We start from the raw sequence: 15,846 nt of genomic DNA, 5'->3' as shown, positions 1-15,846 counted from the left end.
CGCCGCGACGCGGGCGCCTCAGCCGAGGCGAAACCGCGTATCGCCCAGCGCGTCGAGCCCGAACTGCGACAACAGCTCGCCCAGCCGCGTCGCCGCACTGGCTTTGCGCTGGCCGGTGTAGCGCGCCAGGATCAGCTCGTTCTTCATGCTGTGCTCCCAGCCGACCAGCTCGGTGACCGTCACGCTGTAGCCGTTGGCCTCGAGGTACAGGCAGCGCAGCACGTTGGTGAGCTGGCTGCCGATTTCGCGCGTGTGCAGCGGATGGCGCCACAGCTCCGCGAGCGGCGTGCGCGACAGGGCCAGCGCCTTGGTCTCGCGCAGGCACGCGGCCACCTCCGCTTGGCAGCACGGCACCAGCACCATGCAGCGCGCCTTCTTCGCCAGCCCGAAGGCGATGGCGTCGTCCGTCGCGGTGTCGCAGGCATGCAGCGCGGTGACCACGTCGATCTGCGCCGGCAACTCGCTCGCCATCGCCGATTCGGCCACCGTGAGGTTGAGGAACGACATGCGGCCGAAGCCCAGGTGCTCGGCCAGCTTGCGCGAGCGCTCGACCAGTTCGGCGCGCGTCTCGATGCCGTAGACATGCCCGCCCTGGCGTGCCCTGAAGAACAGGTCGTAGATGATGAAACCGAGGTACGACTTGCCCGCGCCATGGTCGGCCAGCGCGGCCTCCGCGCCCTCGCCCGGCAGCTCGCGCAGCAGTTGCTCGATGAACTGGAACAGGTGGTAGACCTGCTTGAGCTTGCGCCGCGAGTCCTGGTTGAGCCGGCCCTCGCGCGTGAGGATGTGAAGTTCCTTGAGCAGCTCGATGGACTGGCCGGGGCGCAGCACCTCGGCCAGCTCGGCGTCGGCCTTGGCGGCCTTGTTCGTCTTCGTGGCCTTGGCCGCGTGTGCGTTCATGGTCGGGCACTCCCTGGTCCCACGTCGAGCGCGGCCCAGCCGTCGGGGCCCAGCGCTTCGAGCGTCTCGATGTTGCGTTCGAAGATCGCTTCGGCTTCCGGGAATGCCTCGACCGCGCGGCTCACGCTGTCTTCGCGCAGCAGGTGCAGCGTGGGGTATGGCGCCCGGTTGGTCGCGTTCTCGATGTCGTCCGGCTCGGTGCCCGCGAACTGGAACTGCGGATGAAAGCTTGCGAGCTGGAACACGCCGTCGAAGCCCGCGCGGGCGAGCTTGCGTTCGGCGCGGCCCAGAAAATCGTTGAAGTCCAGAAAATCCGCCAAAGTGTTGGGTGCGATCAGAAGGGTGGTGTCGCGCACGGCGGCGTCGACGGCTGCGAGTTCGTTGGCTTCGGAAAGAAGCGCATCCATCAGTCCGGACTCGTCGGCGGGCAGGTGCACGGCGTAGTGGATCTGCGCCTTCACATGCACCGCTTTTGCGAACGGGCACAGGTTGAGGCCGATCACCGCCCGCTCGAGCCAGCGCCGCGTATCGGCTTCGGCCTGAATGGCGTCGATTGTCGCCGGGCCGGTCATGCCACCTCCGTTGCAGGTCTTAGTCGCCCGAGTCGCCGCGCGAGCACCATGCCAGCCACCGAGCAGGCGAGCGTGGCGGCCCAGGTCCAGTGCCAGCCGCCGACGCGGTGCGCGACCCACGCCACGGCGGGAGGCGCCAGGAACTGCCCGAGCGAAGAGGCCTGCTGCATGAGCCCCACCGTCGTGGAAACCGTGGTGGGCCCGGGCGCCAATCGGACGCCGAGCAGGAACAGCGTCGCCGGCACCATGCCGCCGCCGAGCGAGAACGCGCAGACCGCGGCATAGCGCAGCGCGGGCGGCAATCCCAGCGCATCCGCGCCCTGCCCCACCTGCGCGAAGGCGGCCACGCCGCCCAGCGCCATCGCCAGGAAGCCCCATTGCAGCAAGCGCTCGGGTGCCACGCCGCGCTGGAGCCATCGTCCGCCCGCAACGTTGCCGACGATGTTCATCGCGGCCGCGATCGCGGTGAGCACTGCGTTCCAGCCGGACGGCACGCCCGCGCCGGCGTAGATGGCGGGAAGGAAACCGATCACGGCCATCCACTGGGCTGAATACACGGCAAAAGTCAGCGCGGTCAGCCAAGGTGCGCGAGCACCGACGGTGGCGCGCAGGCGGGAGACCCAGCCTTCGCTGGCCCCGCCCGTCGCGGCTGGACGCAGACGGTCCGCCGGCACGGCAGACCACACCCAGAGCGCCGCCGCAGCCGATACGACCGACAGCGCCCACCACCAGTCGGCCCAGCCGCCCCAGGCGATCAGCGCGGGCCCTAGCAGCAGCGCGAGGGCCACGCCCAGCGGCATGTAGGCGCCCCAGAGGCCAAGTGCGGCCTTGTCGGCGCCCGCCGGCGTCAGGGCGCGAATCAATCCGGGGCCCGGCATCACCGCCAGGAGAAAACCGATGCCTTCGACCGCGCGCAGAACCAGCAGCCACTGCACGGCATGCGCGCCGCCCACAAGGCCTGCGCCGACCGCGCCGCCGAGCAGGCTGGCGACCGTCAACACGAGAAGCCCCGTCAGCATGCTGCGGCGCAGGCCGATGGTGTCCGCCGCGAGCCCTGCCACGAGGCCCAGCGTCATGCTCGCCACCTGCACGAGCGAGAGCAGGAACCCCGCCTCGACCAGTCCGATGCCGAGCGAGGCCTGCAGCGCCGGCACGGCGGGCGGCAGCTTGCCGAGATGCAGTGCGGCACTGACTCCTCCGAGTAATACGGCGAAGGCCGCGAGCGGAACGCGCGGCGCGGGGCTCGCACTCATGCGATACCCCGACGGCCGGTCAGCCGCTCGTGCTCGCGCATCGCGAAGCGGTCGGTCATGCCGGCGATGTAGTCGGCCACGGCCCGGTGCCGGTCGCGGCGCTCGGCATAGGAGCCGGGCATTTCGGTGTCGCGCTCGAGATAGGCCTCGAACAGTTCTCGCACCACTTGCTGCGCCTGGTCGGTGGTCTGCGTCACCTGCGGGTGGCGATAGAGGTTGCGGAATAGGAAACACTTGAGCTCGTCCGACTGGGCTTGCATAGTCTCGCTGAAGGCGACGATGGGCGGCGAATGACGCACGCCGTCCGCATCGGCCGGCGCCAGCGTCTGGAGCGCTGCGCGCGTGGCGTCGATCACGTCGTAGACCTGGGCGCTCAGCATTCGCCGGATGGTCTCGTAGAGCACGCGGCGCCCTTGCAGCTCGGGATATTCGGACAGCGCCTCGCGGCGGAAGCACTCGAAGAGTTCCACCTCGGCCAACTGCTCGACGCTGATGAGGCCCGAGCGCACGCCGTCGTCGATGTCGTGCGCGTTGTAGGCAATGGCATCGGCCAGGTTGCACAGCTGCGCCTCGAGGCCGGGCTGCGTGCGGTCGAGGAAGCGCCGGGCCACGCCGTTCGGCTCGGCCAGTTCCAGGCGCTCCGCATTCGCGCGCGAGCAATGCTTGAGGATGCCTTCGCGGGTCTCGAAGCTGAGATTGAGCCCGTCGTATTGCGGGTAGCGGTGCTCCAGCGCATCCACCACGCGCAGACTCTGCAGGTTGTGCTCGAAGCCGCCGTGCTCGGCCATGCAGGCGTTGAGCGCATCCTGTCCGGCATGGCCGAAAGGCGTGTGGCCCAGGTCGTGCGCGAGGGCGATCGCTTCGACCAGGTCCTCGTTGAGACGCAGCGCCCGCGCGATCGAGCGGCCCAGCTGCGCAACCTCCAGCGAATGCGTGAGCCGCGTGCGGAACAGGTCGCCTTCGTGATTCAGGAAGACCTGGGTCTTGTAGACCAGCCGGCGGAACGCCGTGGAATGCACGATGCGGTCGCGGTCGCGCTGGAAGGCATCACGCGTGGGCGCGGGCGGCTCGGCATGACGGCGGCCGCGCGACTGCGCGGGGTGGCAGGCGTAGGCCGCAAGGCTCATCCCGCGCAGCACTGCGCGAGCACTTCGCGCACCAGCGCGTCGGGCGCGCTGGTGACCGCGGCGGAACCTGGCTTGTCGATGATCACGAAACGGATCTCGCCGGCTTCGGATTTCTTGTCGACGCGCATCAGCTCCAGGTAGCGATCGGCACCGAGCGCCGGCCCAACGATCGGAAGGCCCGCGCTCTCGATGAGGCGTGTGAGCCGCGCCACGAAAGCCGCATCGACGCCGCCCAACCGCTGCGACAGATGCGCCGCCATGACCATGCCGCAGCCGACCGCCTCGCCATGCAGCCACTCGCCATAGCCGAGGCCCGATTCGATCGCGTGGCCGAAGGTATGGCCGAAATTCAGGATGGCCCGCAGGCCCGTCTCGCGTTCGTCCTGGCCGACCACCAGCGCCTTGATTTCGCAACTGCGCTTGACGGCATAGGCCAGAGCGGCCGGATCGCGCGCCACCAGCGCGTCGATGTTCGCCTCGATCCAGTCGAGGAAAGCCATGTCGTGGATCGGCCCGTACTTGATCACCTCGGCCAGGCCCGCGCTGAGTTCGCGCGGCGGCAGGGTTTGCAGCGTGCCCAGGTCGCAGACCACGAGCTGCGGCTGGTAGAACGCACCGATCATGTTCTTGCCCAGCGGGTGGTTGATGGCCGTCTTGCCGCCCACCGACGAATCGACCTGCGCCAGCAGCGTGGTCGGCACCTGGACGAAAGGCACGCCGCGCATGTAGCTGGCGGCGGCAAAGCCGGTCATGTCGCCCACCACGCCGCCGCCCAGGGCGAACAGCACGGTCTTGCGATCGCTGCCGTGAGCCAGCAACGCGTCGAAGATCAAGTTCAGGGTCTCGAGGTTCTTGTACACCTCGCCATCGGGAAGCTTGAGCAGGTGCACGGTGCGGAAGCGATTCGCCAGCGCGGCCCGAAGGGCCTTGGCGTAGAGCGGAGCGACCGTGGTGTTGCTGACGATCAACGCGCTGGCCGCCGCAGGCGTGGCTGTGAAACTCGCCGGATCGTCCAGCAGGCCAGCACCGATCAGGATGGGATAGCTGCGCTCGCCGAGCTGGATGTCGACACGCTCTGGCGGCGCGGAAAGTACGGGCAGTGACATGGCAGCGAGTTTAGGCGCTGCGGCCGGGGCCAGCTCAGGCGGTGGGCTCTTCCGGATGGGCGCCCGGGGCGACGACGCCGGCCAGTTCGAGCTGCATCACGATGATGTTGACGAGCATGGCGATGGAGGGACGGCCGGTGTCGACCACATCATGGGCTGTCTCGCGGTAGAGCGGGTCGCGCGCGTCGTGCAGTTCGCGAAGCCGGCCGAGCGGGTCGGCCACCTGCAACAGCGGCCGCTTGACATCGTGGCGCAGGCGCCGGAACAGGTCTTCGGGAGAGGAGCGCAGGTAGATCACGTGGAAGTGATCGCGCAGCTGGCTTCGATTGGCCTCGCGCAATACAGCGCCACCACCAGTGGCAAGCACGCCATGGGCGTTCGCGGCGAGATCCGCGATGACGGTCTGTTCGAGATCCCGGAAGACCGTTTCACCTTCACGCTCGAAGTAATCACGGATCGAGCAGCCGATGCGCTGTTCGATCACGTGATCGGTATCGATGAACGGAGTGTTCAGCCGCGCCCCCAGGCGCCGGCCCACTGCGGATTTTCCGGCGCCGGGCAAGCCGACGAGTGCGACCGCCACGCGGTGGCTGCTACGCCCGCGCGTCAGCGCGCGGCGTTGCGGTCGGTAATCATCTTTGGAGTGATAAAGACGAGCATTTCGGTCTTGTTGGCAATGCGTTCGCGCTTGCGGAACAGTGCCCCCAGGTAGGGCACCTCACCCAGCACCGGCACGCGCGACTCGTCATTGGTTTCGGTGAGTTCGAAGATACCACCGATGACAACCGTGCCGCCGTTCTCGACCAGCACTTCGGTTTGCACGTGCTTGGTATTGATGGCCGGGCCCGACGGCGTGTTGACGCCGCGCGCATCCTTGCTCACGTCCAAGGTCAGAATGATGTTGCCTTCGGGCGTGATCTGCGGGGTAACCTCGAGTTTCAGCACCGCCTTGCGGAACGAGATCGAGGTCGCGCCGCTGGACGTTGCCTGCTGGTAGGGAATTTCTTCGCCCTGCTCGATCAGCGCCTTGGTCTGGTCGGCGGTGATGACGCGAGGGCTGGAAACCAGCTTGCCCTTGCCGTCGGCTTCGAGCGCGGAGATTTCGAGGTTCAGCATGCGCGAGAAACTCGAATTGAAGAGCGAGATCGCGAAGGTGCCGGCTGCGGTGCCTGCCTGGCCTGCATCGCCTGCCGGCAGGTTGACGAAGTTGGAATTGGTCCAAGTCGTGGTGGGAGTCCCACCACTATTGCCGCCCGAGCCGCCCGTGCCAGAAACAGGCATCGCGCCAATCGTTCCGAACGCACGGTTGCCGGCCGACGAAGCGAAGCGCTCTCCTGCAATGCCACCACCCAAGCGAACTCCGAGCGACTTGCCGAACGTGTCGGAAGCTTCGACGATACGAGCTTCGATCAGCACCTGACGGACGGGAATGTCTAGCTTCTGAATCAGCTCCGTCACCTGCGCCAGGCGCGATGGAATGTCAGACACGAACAACTGATTAGTTCGAGACTCTGCGATGACGCTGCCGCGGGGACTCAAGATGCGGGTCGTCGTACCGCTGCTGCTACCGCCGCCGCCGGCCGAAGCTCCAGTACCCATCAGGCCCTGCGCGATAGCGATCGCCTTCGTGTAGTTCAGCTGGAACGATTGCGTCCGCAGCGGCTCCAGGTTTTCAATCGCAGCCTTGGCCTCGAATTCGAGCTTTTCCTTGGCATTGATTTCATCCTTTGGCGCAATCCACAGCACGCTGCCGTTCTTGCGCATGCCGAGGTTCTTCGCCTGCATGATGATGTCCAAGGCTTGATCCCACGGCACGTCTTTCAGGCGCAGCGTCAGCGCGCCCGTCACCGAATCCGAGGTCACGATGTTGAAGTTCGTGAAGTCGGCAATGACCTGCAGCAGCGAGCGAATTTCGATGTTCTGGAAATTCAGCGAGAGCTTCTCGCCGTTGTAGCCGACACCTTGCGTGAGCTTGGTCGGATCGACCTTGCGGGCGCGGACTTCCACCACGAATTGGTTTTCGCTCTGGTAGGCGCTGTGTTCCCATTCACCCTTGGCCTCGATCGTCATGCGAACGCGGTCGCCCGACTGCTGCGACGTGATCAACTGAACTGGCGTTCCGAAGTCCCCCACATCGAGGCGACGACGCAGGCCTTCGGGCAGCGTCGACTTGGTGAATTCCACCACGAGGTTCTTGCCTTGCTGCTTGACGTCGACACCCACCTGGTTGTTCGGCAGGTCGACGATGACACGGCCGGTGCTGTCGGCGCCGAGCCGGAAGTCGACATCGCGCAGTGGCAGCGTGTCACGGTTGCGGTTCTCAGCAAAAACGGTGGCCGAGGATGCAGCCAATGCCGTACCGGCGACCGGCTCAAGGATCACCAGCAGCGACTTGCCCTGGATTTCCGTTTTGTATGCGGTGGCCTGCTTGAGATTCAGCACCACCCGGCTGCGCTCGCCGGCCTGCACCACATTGACCGAACGCAGGTTGCCCTGGTTCACTTCAATGGCGGAACGCCCGATGGCGTTCGTCACGCCCGGGAAGTCGAGCGCGATCCGCGCCGGCGTCTGGACGGCGAACCCGGCCGGCACCGCCGTGAGCGGCTGCGCCAGATCGATCCGGATCACCTCGGCGCCCGATTGCGTCGAGCTGGTCACAGCCTCGATCGCATTTTGCGCATGGGCGACGGCAACTGCACCGAAGGCCAGCAGACCCAGCCCGGCGGCGCGCAGCCACTGTGCCAACGTTGATTTTTTTTGGTTCATTTCGCACTCTCTTGCAGCTGCAATGTCGCCACGCGTTCGATCCATTCACCGGCGGCGTCTTGCACGATTTCACGCAAGGCGACTTCGGTTTCGTTGATACGGGTAATGCGCCCGTAGTTGAGCCCCAGGTATTCGCCGACGCGCACCTTGTAGAGCAGCTTGTCGACACGAACCAGCGCCACGGGCTGGCCGTTGCGATTCATGCTGCCGACCATGGCCATCGAATCGAGCGGGAAGGCTTCGAGCGATTCCTTGCGGCGCGCCAGTTCGGGCGCGATCAGCTCCGAAGTGCTCGGCTGGTTCGATTCGCGGCGCAGCGCCTGCGTCAGCTTCAGGATATTGAAAGGCTCGAAGGACGAGCCTTCGGTATACGCCTGGGGCGTGAACTTCTTGGGCTCGGCAATCGGCGGCACCGAGGGCTTCACCTGGGCGCGCTGCTCGACCATCCAGCGTTGCAGGTCTTCCTGGCCGGAATCGCAGGCGCTCAGGCCTGCCGTGGCCAGCATCAGCCACAGGACTTTGCTTGCTGTCCTCATTTCTTCGCCTTCGGCGCCGTGGCGCGTTTCTGGGCGGCTCGCTCGTCCTCGTCGAGATAGCGGAAGGTGCGCGCGGTGGCATCCATCGTCAGCACGTCCTTGTCCTTTTGCGGTGTGATCGTCACGTTGTTGAGCGTCACGATGCGCGAGAGGCTGGCAACGTCGGCTGCGAATGCGCCCATGTCGTGATAGCGCCCCGTGACGCGCACGGCAATCGGAAGCTCAGCGTAGTAATCCTTCACCGACACCGAGCCCGGGCGGAACAGCTCGAATTGCAGGCTGCGGCCAAGGCCGGCTTGGTTGATGTCCGAGAGCAGCGCATCCATTTCGGCCTTGCTGGGCAACTGCTTCTCGAGCAGGGTCACGTATTGCTGCACCTGCTCACGCTGCTTCTTCAGCAGGTCGAGGTTGGCTGCTTGCGCGACCTTCTTCTGGTAATCAGCCTTGAGCGTCACTTCCTTGGCGCGCTCGCTCTCGAGCTGGTCGTTTGAATTGGTGAGCCAGACGAACCACAACCCGACGAGCACCAGCGCAGTCACGGCCAGACACAAGGCATAGCGGGGGACCGCTGGCCACACCGATGGGTCGTTCGGATTCAGTCCGCGAAACTGGTCGCCGACATTCCGCAGCACGGCACCGGCGTCTATTTTTTGAGAGGGGCGATTGCTTGCCATGATCGATTACCCCTTGGCCTGCGCCGCAGCCGCCAGCGCCTTGTCGGCTGCGGCCTTCTGCGCATCGGTCGGCCGCTTCAGGCCGATCTTCATCGTGAAATTGGCGACGCGACGCTGGTCACGCTGGCTCAAATTGACCGTTGTCGAAGTGATTTCCACCAGCTCTGGCTTCACCAGCCAAGGGCTGTTGTTGCCCAGGTTGCGCAACAGCTCCGACACGCGCTCGTTCGACTGCGCCATGCCTTGCAGCGTGACGGTCTGGTTTTCCTGCTTCATCTGGGTCAGGTAGACACCGTCGGGCAATTGCCGGACCAGCTCGTTGACCAGGTGCACGGGCAGGTTGCGGTCGCCCTGCAAGTCTTCGACCGCCTGTTGGCGTGCGCGGAGGGCGGCGATTTCGTCCTGCAGCGTCGAGATTTCCTTGATCTCGACCTCGAGCTTCTTGATCTCGGCTTGCAGGAAGCTGTTCTTCGATTGCTGAGTCGAGATCTGCGCCTCGAACCAGAGGTAGCCGAGGCCTGCGATCAAGCCGCCCAGCAGCGCAGCGCCGCCGAGGGTTCCATAGAAAGCCTCGCGACGCCGCTTGCGTGCGGCTTCGCGGTGCGGAAGCAGGTTGATGAGGATCACTGCAGGAACCTCCGCATGGCAAGGCCGCAAGAGGTCAGGTACGAGGGCGCTTCGCGCCGCACCTTCTTCTCACGGATGCTCGGCCCGAAATCCATGCCGTCGAACGGATTGACGAGCGAGCAGGCAAAAGAGGTCTGGCGGGTGACGGCACTGGTCAGCCCCGGCAGCGACGACGAACCGCCGGCCAGCAGCACATAGTCCACCCGGTTGTGCGGTGTGCTGGTGAAGAAGAACTGCAGCGCACGCGCGATTTCCTGCGCGATGCTTTCCACGAAGGGCTTGAGCACGCCCGAGCCGTAGTCGTCGGGGAGATCGCCGCTGCGCTTCTTGGCCTCGGCTTCCTCGGCGGAAAATCCGTACTGGCGGACGATCAGCTGGGTCAGTTGGGCGCCGCCGAAGGCCTGATCGCGGTCATACAACACTTCCTGGTTGCGCAACACCTGCATGCTGGTAGTGAAAGCGCCCACCTCGAACAACGCCACGATCGAATCCACGCCCTTGCCGGGCAGTTGTTCGATCAGGCGTGCGGTCGCGAGGCGCGAGGCATAGGACTCGACGTCCAGGATCATGGCCTTCAGCCCGGCCGCTTCGGCGAGGCCTTCGCGGTCCTGAACCTTTTCCTTACGGGAGGCTGCGATCAGCACTTCGACGTCGCCGGCCGACGAAGTGCTGGGGCCTGTCACGCAGAAGTCGAGGCTCACCTCGTCCAGCGAGAACGGGATGTACTGGTTGGCTTCGGACTCGACCTGGATCTCGAGCTCCTGTTCGCTCATGCCACCAGGAAGAATGATCTTCTTGGTGATCACCGCCGAGGGCGGCAGCGCGAGCGCGACGTTGCGCGTCTTGGTGCCGCTCTTGCGCACGACGCGCCGGACGGCCTCGGCCACCTCGTCGAACTTCTCGACGTTGCCGTCGGTGATCCAGCCGCGTTCCAGGGGCTCGATGGCACAGCGTTCCAGAACCAGCTTGCCGCTGGCCTCACGGCCGAGCTCGACCAGCTTGACGCTGGACGAGCTGACATCCAGCCCAAGCAAGGGGGCGTTTTGACGACGAAACAATGATCCAAGAGCAGCCAAGTTAGGTCCCTCTCCCCCTGTATTTGTAACCAATGGAAAAATATGCGTTCGGTTGCACTCTAGCAGCAGGCGTAACGCCAACCAAGCAACCCGAGGGGGCAAAACGGGCAACCGTTGTCAAAACCTGACGTCAAAGCCGCATTCTGTAACTTTTGGATTAGGACTGCACAGCGAAACAAAGATCGGATCGCGCCCAGGGGACGGCTTTTTATAATGTCCGGTGACTCTCCGGGCCCTCATGCAAGAAACTTCACGCCCCAAAGGGCCAGCCAAGACCCCTCCTCCCGCACGCCCAGCCTGGCTCAGATGGCTGCTGCGCTTCGTGTTCTGGGGGCTCGGCATCGCCGCGGCCGGTGTGCTGTCGGTCCTCTGCGTGGTCGCGGTGGCACTGGCTGTCGCCTATCCGAACCTGCCGGACATCTCGGAGCTTTCCGACTACCGGCCCAAGCTGCCGCTGCGGGTTTTTTCCGCCGAAGGCACGCTGATCGGCGAGTTCGGCGAAGAGCGCCGCAACCTCACGCCGATCGCCGCCATTCCCAAGGTGGTGAAGGACGCGGTGCTCGCAGCGGAGGACTCGCGCTTCTATGACCACGGCGGCGTCGACTACAAGGGCATGGTTCGCGCCGGCCTGGCCAACCTGAACCGCGTGAAAAGCCAGGGCGCCTCGACCATCACGATGCAGGTGGCACGCAATGTCTACCTGAGTTCCGAGAAGACGCTGACCCGCAAGGTCTACGAGGTGCTGCTGACCTTCAAGCTGGAGCACCTGCTCACCAAGGACCAGATCTTCGAGATCTACCTGAACCAGATCTACCTGGGCAATCGCGCCTACGGTTTCGCCGCCGCGTCGGAAGCGTATTTCGGCAAGCCGCTGCAGGAACTGACGATCGCACAGGCCGCCATGCTGGCGGGCCTGCCCAAGGCACCGGGCGCCAACAACCCCGTCAACAACCCGCAGCGCGCGCGCGGCCGCCAGTTCTATGTGATCGACCGCATGCAAGAGGCCGGCTTCATCACCGCCGAGCAGGCAGCCGAAGCCAAGAAGGAAGAGTTGCATCTGCGCGACGCCGCCGACCCGAATCGCCTGCACGCCGAATACGTCGCCGAAACCGTGCGCCAGCTGATGTATGCGCAATACGGCGACAGCACCTACACGCGCGGCCTCAAGGTCTACACCTCGCTGGTCGCGGCCGACCAGGCGGCGGCCTACAAGGCGTTGCGCAAGGGCATCATGGATTACGAGCGCCGCCAGATCTACCGCGGCCCCGAGAAATTCGTCGACCTGCCGGCCGACAACAAGGACCTCGACGAAGCCGTCGACGACGCACTCACCGACCACCCCGACAACGGCGACGTGATGGCGGCCGTGGTGCTCAAGGCCAACGCCAAGGAAATCACCGCCGTGCGCGGCAACGGCGACCCGGTGCAGATCACCGGCGAAGGCCTCAAGCCCGCGCAGTCGGGCCTCTCCGACAAGGCACCGCCCAACATCAAGATCCGCCGTGGCGCGGTGATCCGCGTGGTGAAGACGCCCAAGAACACCTGGGAGATCACGCAACTGCCTGAAGTGGAAGGCGCGTTCATCGCCATGGACCCGCGCGACGGCGCGATCAAGGCACTGGTGGGCGGTTTCGATTTCGGCAAAAACAAGTTCAACCACGTCACGCAGGCGTGGCGCCAGCCGGGCTCGAGCTTCAAGCCTTTCATCTACTCTGCGGCGCTCGAAAAGGGCTTCACTCCCGCCACGGTCATCAACGACGGCCCGCTCTTCTTCGATGCCGGCACCACCGGCGGCCAGCCGTGGGAGCCCAAGAACTACGGCGGCGGCTACGACGGCCCGATGTCGATGCGCACCGCGCTGATGAAGTCGAAGAACCTGGTGTCGATCCGCATCCTGCAGTCCATCGGCACCCGCTATGCGCAGGAATGGATCACCAACTTCGGCTTCGACAAGGACAAGCATCCCGCCTACCTGCCGATGGCGCTGGGCGCAGGCGCCGTCACGCCGATGCAGATGGCGGTGGGCTACTCGGTGTTCGCCAATGGCGGTTACCGCGTCAACCCGTACCTCGTGACCCGCATCACCGACCACAAGGACAAGCTGCTGGTCGACAAGCAGCCCACGCTGCTCAACGAGGCGAGCCGCGCCATTCCCCAGCGCAACGCTTTCATCATGGACACGCTGCTCAACTCCGTGGCCCGCGCCGGCACCGCGGCCAAGGCACAGGCCATGCTCAAGCGTGTCGACCTTTATGGCAAGACCGGCACCACCAACGATTCGCTCGATGCCTGGTTCGCGGGCTTCCAGCCAACGATGACGGCCATCTCGTGGATCGGCTACGACACGCCGCGCAACCTGGGCGACCGCGAAACCGGTGGCGGCCTGAGCCTGCCGATCTGGATCAACTACATGGAGACCGCCATCAAGGGCGTGCCCGTGACCGACCTGTCCACCACGCCGCCCTCGGGCATCGTGAATGTCGGCGGCGAGTGGTACTACGACGACTACGCGCCAGGCCGCGGCGTGGCAAGCCTCGGCGTGGAAGCCGCAGCGCCCGTGGCGCCGGCCGAAGCCCTGACCGGTGCGCCGGTGAGCCCACCGGCACCGCCGGAAGAGCGCAACCGCATCCTGGATCTCTTCCGGAACTGACGACAGCGAATCAGGCGGCCGCGAACTCCAGCGGCTGGCCTGCCTGCAGCGTAGCTTCGCGCGAGAGGTTGCCGAAGAACTCCTCGCCTGTCTTCGTATCGACCCAGGCTTGGCCATCGTGCCGGTAGTGGTAGCCGCCAGAGCGCGCGGCCAACCAGATTTCCTGCAGCGGCTTCTGCAGGTTCACGATCAACTGGCTCCCGTTCTGGAAGGACATCGTGATCATCCCGCCCACCCGCTGGTTGTCGATGTCGGCGTCGGTCGCGTCGTTGATGCGATCGCAGCCTTGCTCGATCGCAGCGAGCGCTGATTCGGCGCGGTCCATGTACTCGGTGTCGGTCATTACAATTTCGTTATGTTGAATGTTCGCCAAATTCTAGTGACCGCCCGCGGCCGCACTGTGCTCATGGTTTGCATCGCCGCTGCGGCAGCCGGACTCGCTGCCTGCGGCCAGCGCGGTGCGTTGTACCTGCCGAACGATCCGGCAGCCGCTCAGCGGGCCACCCTGCCGCAATTGATCACCCCCGGCGACTCCAGCGCCTCCTCCAACCAAGCCGCACCCAAGCCCGCCGCCGCCAGCAGCGCGCCGGCCGCAGCCACCACCGGCAGCGGAGCGCCCAAGTGACGAACACTTCCCTCCCCGGCCACCCCCACATCGCCCATCGCGACGGCGCCCTTCATGTCGAAGGGTTGACCCTCGATGCGTTGGCGCGCGAGCACGGCACGCCGCTGTTCGTCTATTCGAAGCAATGGATGCTGGATGCGCTGGCCGCCTACCAGCGCGGTTTCGAGGGCCGCGAGGCCCTGATCTGCTACGCGATGAAGGCCAATTCGTCGCTCGGCGTGCTGCGCGTGTTCGCCGAGGCAGGCTGCGGATTCGACATCGTCTCGGGCGGCGAACTCGCCCGCGTGCTCGCCGTCGGGGCCGATCCGAAGAAGATCATCTTCTCGGGCGTCGGCAAGACCCGCGCGGAAATGCGCCAGGCCCTCGCCGCCGGCATCGCCTGCTTCAACGTCGAGAGCGAAGCCGAGCTCGATGTGCTGAACGAAGTGGCACTGGCCGAAAGCCGCCGCGCGCCGATCAGCATCCGCATCAATCCGAACGTCGATCCGAAGACGCACCCCTACATTTCCACCGGTCTCAAGGGCAACAAGTTCGGGATTGCCCATGACCGCGCGGTCCAGGCGTACCAACACGCCGCGAAGCTGCCGGGCCTCGAGGTGATCGGCATCGATTGCCACATCGGCTCGCAGATCACCGAAGCCTCGCCGTACCTGGACGCCTGCGACCGCGTGCTCGACCTGGTCGAGGCCATCGAGGCGGCCGGCGTGCCGATCCATCACCTGGACTTCGGCGGCGGCCTGGGCATCGACTACAACGGCGAAGTGCCGCCCAAGGCCGATGACCTCTGGCAGCAACTGCTCGCCAAGCTCGACGCGCGCGGGTTCGGTGCGCGCAAGCTGGTCATCGAGCCCGGCCGTTCGCTCGTCGGCAACGCGGGCGTGTGCGTGACCGAGGTGCTCTACACCAAGCCCGGCGAAGACAAGAATTTCTGCATCGTCGATGCGGCGATGAACGACCTGCCGCGCCCCGCGATGTACCAGGCCTTCCAGAGGATCGTACCGCTGCGCGTCCGCGCGGGCGACGCGCCGACCTACGACGTGGTCGGCCCGGTCTGCGAAAGCGGTGATTGGATCGGCCGCGACCGCGCGCTCAACGTGCTGGCCGGCGACCTGCTGGCCGTGCTGTCGGCGGGTGCGTACTGCATGAGCATGGCCAGCAACTACAACACGCGTCCGCGTGCGGCCGAAGTGCTGGTGAGCGGCCAGAGCGCCACGCTGATCCGTCGCCGCGAGACAATGGAAGACCAGCTGCGCAACGAACTGGCCTGACTAGGTGGTGCTGCGCAGCGGCTTCTCGCCGCCGCGCGCGCCTGCGGGTGCATTCTTCGTCTTCCGCTTGCTCGCGTAGTTCCAGACCCGCCACCCGAGCAGCACCGCGATGATCGCGACGTAGACGAACACTTCCGCGAAGTTGTTCTTGCCTGCACGCATCCAGAAGAAGTGCAGCAGGCCCAGTCCGGCGATCACGTACACCAGCTTGTGCAGCATCTGCCAGCGCTTCGCCCCCATCGCCTTGATCGCACGATTGAACGAGGTGGCCGCCAGTGGCGTCAGCAGCACGAAGCCCGAGAAGCCCACCAGGATGAACGGCCGCTTGGCGATGTCCTTGGCGATCTCGCCCCATTCGAAGCCCATGTCGAACCAGCTGTAGCACAGCAGGTGCAGCACCACGTAGAAGTACGCGAACAGGCCCAGCATGCGGCGAAAGCGCGCGAGCGCATTCCATTTGGCTGTCACGCGCAGCGGCGTCACCGCCAGCACGATGCAGATGAAGCGCAGCGTCCAGTCGCCGGTCGCGCGGATCAGGTACTCCTGAGGATTGGGCCCCAACTGTTCGACGGCCACACCGTAGGCTAGCCACGCGAACGGCAGCAGGCACAGCACAAAGACGAGGGGCTTGGCGGCGGGATGGAGCAGCAGCTTGTTCATAGCGTT

Annotated in this window: 16 protein-coding genes; 3 read left to right on the top strand and 13 right to left on the bottom strand. The window is 65.5% G+C overall.

The features are described 5' to 3' along the window. Positions 1 to 18 precede the first annotated feature (18 nt). Genes GNX71_RS06150 through GNX71_RS06100 form a run of 11 tightly spaced genes read right to left on the bottom strand, consistent with a single transcriptional unit; the run spans position 19 to position 10,637 of the window. Complete coding sequence (locus GNX71_RS06150; protein ID WP_206177500.1) at positions 19 to 900, bottom strand: SAM-dependent methyltransferase; 882 nt, start codon at positions 898 to 900, stop codon at positions 19 to 21. Next, the gene (locus tag GNX71_RS06145; protein WP_206177498.1) at positions 897 to 1,472 is read right to left on the bottom strand and encodes a DUF1415 domain-containing protein; all 576 of its coding nucleotides are present in this window, start codon (positions 1,470 to 1,472) and stop codon (positions 897 to 899) included. Before GNX71_RS06145 ends, GNX71_RS06150 begins: the two co-directional genes overlap by 4 nt. Then, on the bottom strand, positions 1,469 to 2,725 hold the full coding sequence (locus GNX71_RS06140) for an MFS transporter (protein ID WP_206177497.1): 1,257 nt from the start codon (positions 2,723 to 2,725) through the stop codon (positions 1,469 to 1,471). The genes GNX71_RS06145 and GNX71_RS06140 overlap by 4 nt, the downstream gene beginning before the upstream one ends. Further along, positions 2,722 to 3,852, bottom strand: a complete 1,131-nt coding sequence (locus tag GNX71_RS06135; RefSeq protein ID WP_206179363.1) for a deoxyguanosinetriphosphate triphosphohydrolase — start codon at positions 3,850 to 3,852, stop codon at positions 2,722 to 2,724. Before GNX71_RS06135 ends, GNX71_RS06140 begins: the two co-directional genes overlap by 4 nt. Beyond that, a complete protein-coding gene (aroB, locus tag GNX71_RS06130; RefSeq protein ID WP_206177496.1) occupies positions 3,849 to 4,958 on the bottom strand; it encodes a 3-dehydroquinate synthase in 1,110 nt (369 codons plus the stop codon). The genes GNX71_RS06135 and aroB overlap by 4 nt, the downstream gene beginning before the upstream one ends. 34 nt (positions 4,959 to 4,992) lie before the next feature. After that, positions 4,993 to 5,541, bottom strand: coding sequence for a shikimate kinase (locus GNX71_RS06125; RefSeq protein WP_206177495.1), 549 nt, complete (start codon positions 5,539 to 5,541; stop codon positions 4,993 to 4,995). A gap of 23 nt (positions 5,542 to 5,564) precedes the next feature. After that, positions 5,565 to 7,724, bottom strand: coding sequence for a type IV pilus secretin PilQ (locus GNX71_RS06120; RefSeq protein ID WP_206177494.1), 2,160 nt, complete (start codon positions 7,722 to 7,724; stop codon positions 5,565 to 5,567). Next, positions 7,721 to 8,260, bottom strand: coding sequence for a pilus assembly protein PilP (locus GNX71_RS06115; protein WP_206177493.1), 540 nt, complete (start codon positions 8,258 to 8,260; stop codon positions 7,721 to 7,723). The genes GNX71_RS06120 and GNX71_RS06115 overlap by 4 nt, the downstream gene beginning before the upstream one ends. Continuing rightward, positions 8,257 to 8,934: a type 4a pilus biogenesis protein PilO gene (locus GNX71_RS06110; protein ID WP_206177492.1), complete on the bottom strand. Its 678-nt coding sequence runs from the start codon at positions 8,932 to 8,934 to the stop codon at positions 8,257 to 8,259. Before GNX71_RS06110 ends, GNX71_RS06115 begins: the two co-directional genes overlap by 4 nt. Positions 8,935 to 8,940: 6 nt before the next feature. After that, on the bottom strand, positions 8,941 to 9,561 hold the full coding sequence (locus GNX71_RS06105) for a PilN domain-containing protein (RefSeq protein WP_206177491.1): 621 nt from the start codon (positions 9,559 to 9,561) through the stop codon (positions 8,941 to 8,943). After that, the gene (locus GNX71_RS06100; RefSeq protein ID WP_013539687.1) at positions 9,558 to 10,637 is read right to left on the bottom strand and encodes a pilus assembly protein PilM; all 1,080 of its coding nucleotides are present in this window, start codon (positions 10,635 to 10,637) and stop codon (positions 9,558 to 9,560) included. The genes GNX71_RS06105 and GNX71_RS06100 overlap by 4 nt, the downstream gene beginning before the upstream one ends. Before the next feature lie 238 nt (positions 10,638 to 10,875). On the opposite strand from GNX71_RS06100, the gene GNX71_RS06095 reads away from it, so the two are divergent. Then, on the top strand, positions 10,876 to 13,287 hold the full coding sequence (locus tag GNX71_RS06095) for a penicillin-binding protein 1A (RefSeq protein ID WP_206177490.1): 2,412 nt from the start codon (positions 10,876 to 10,878) through the stop codon (positions 13,285 to 13,287). A gap of 10 nt (positions 13,288 to 13,297) precedes the next feature. Here the strand turns inward: GNX71_RS06095 and cyaY are convergent, their stop codons facing one another. Beyond that, positions 13,298 to 13,630 carry an iron donor protein CyaY gene (gene cyaY / locus GNX71_RS06090; protein WP_206177489.1) on the bottom strand — a complete coding sequence of 111 codons (333 nt, stop codon included), beginning with the start codon at positions 13,628 to 13,630 and terminating at the stop codon, positions 13,298 to 13,300. Positions 13,631 to 13,693: 63 nt separating this feature from the next. Between cyaY and GNX71_RS06085 the strand changes: the two genes are divergently transcribed. Both GNX71_RS06085 and lysA read left to right on the top strand, forming a co-directional pair. Next, complete coding sequence (locus GNX71_RS06085; protein ID WP_241027181.1) at positions 13,694 to 13,912, top strand: lipoprotein; 219 nt, start codon at positions 13,694 to 13,696, stop codon at positions 13,910 to 13,912. Beyond that, positions 13,909 to 15,180 carry a diaminopimelate decarboxylase gene (gene lysA, locus GNX71_RS06080; RefSeq protein WP_206177487.1) on the top strand — a complete coding sequence of 424 codons (1,272 nt, stop codon included), beginning with the start codon at positions 13,909 to 13,911 and terminating at the stop codon, positions 15,178 to 15,180. Before GNX71_RS06085 ends, lysA begins: the two co-directional genes overlap by 4 nt. Here the strand turns inward: lysA and GNX71_RS06075 are convergent, their stop codons facing one another. Beyond that, positions 15,181 to 15,840 carry a protein-methionine-sulfoxide reductase heme-binding subunit MsrQ gene (locus GNX71_RS06075; RefSeq protein WP_206177486.1) on the bottom strand — a complete coding sequence of 220 codons (660 nt, stop codon included), beginning with the start codon at positions 15,838 to 15,840 and terminating at the stop codon, positions 15,181 to 15,183. Positions 15,841 to 15,846: the final 6 nt, after the last annotated feature.

Origin of the sequence: Variovorax sp. RKNM96 (genome assembly GCF_017161115.1) — a bacterium.
In the GTDB taxonomy this organism is placed as follows: domain Bacteria; phylum Pseudomonadota; class Gammaproteobacteria; order Burkholderiales; family Burkholderiaceae_C; genus Variovorax.
The sequence above is the reverse complement of the archived record's forward strand: the minus strand, read 5'-3'. Positions and strand labels throughout refer to the sequence as shown.

Excerpts from the sequence above, each read along its gene's own strand:
- GNX71_RS06140 (WP_206177497.1), bottom strand. The coding sequence starts at position 2,725 with ATGAGTGCGAGCCCCGCGCCGCGCGTTCCGCTCGCGGCCTTCGCCGTA.
- GNX71_RS06145 (WP_206177498.1), bottom strand. The coding sequence starts at position 1,472 with ATGACCGGCCCGGCGACAATCGACGCCATTCAGGCCGAAGCCGATACG.
- GNX71_RS06110 (WP_206177492.1), bottom strand. The coding sequence starts at position 8,934 with ATGGCAAGCAATCGCCCCTCTCAAAAAATAGACGCCGGTGCCGTGCTG.
- GNX71_RS06135 (WP_206179363.1), bottom strand. The coding sequence starts at position 3,852 with ATGAGCCTTGCGGCCTACGCCTGCCACCCCGCGCAGTCGCGCGGCCGC.
- GNX71_RS06120 (WP_206177494.1), bottom strand. The coding sequence starts at position 7,724 with ATGAACCAAAAAAAATCAACGTTGGCACAGTGGCTGCGCGCCGCCGGG.
- cyaY (WP_206177489.1), bottom strand. The coding sequence starts at position 13,630 with ATGACCGACACCGAGTACATGGACCGCGCCGAATCAGCGCTCGCTGCG.
- GNX71_RS06085 (WP_241027181.1), top strand. The coding sequence starts at position 13,694 with ATGGTTTGCATCGCCGCTGCGGCAGCCGGACTCGCTGCCTGCGGCCAG.
- GNX71_RS06150 (WP_206177500.1), bottom strand. The coding sequence starts at position 900 with ATGAACGCACACGCGGCCAAGGCCACGAAGACGAACAAGGCCGCCAAG.
- GNX71_RS06095 (WP_206177490.1), top strand. The coding sequence starts at position 10,876 with ATGCAAGAAACTTCACGCCCCAAAGGGCCAGCCAAGACCCCTCCTCCC.
- aroB (WP_206177496.1), bottom strand. The coding sequence starts at position 4,958 with ATGTCACTGCCCGTACTTTCCGCGCCGCCAGAGCGTGTCGACATCCAG.
- GNX71_RS06075 (WP_206177486.1), bottom strand. The coding sequence starts at position 15,840 with ATGAACAAGCTGCTGCTCCATCCCGCCGCCAAGCCCCTCGTCTTTGTG.
- GNX71_RS06115 (WP_206177493.1), bottom strand. The coding sequence starts at position 8,260 with ATGAGGACAGCAAGCAAAGTCCTGTGGCTGATGCTGGCCACGGCAGGC.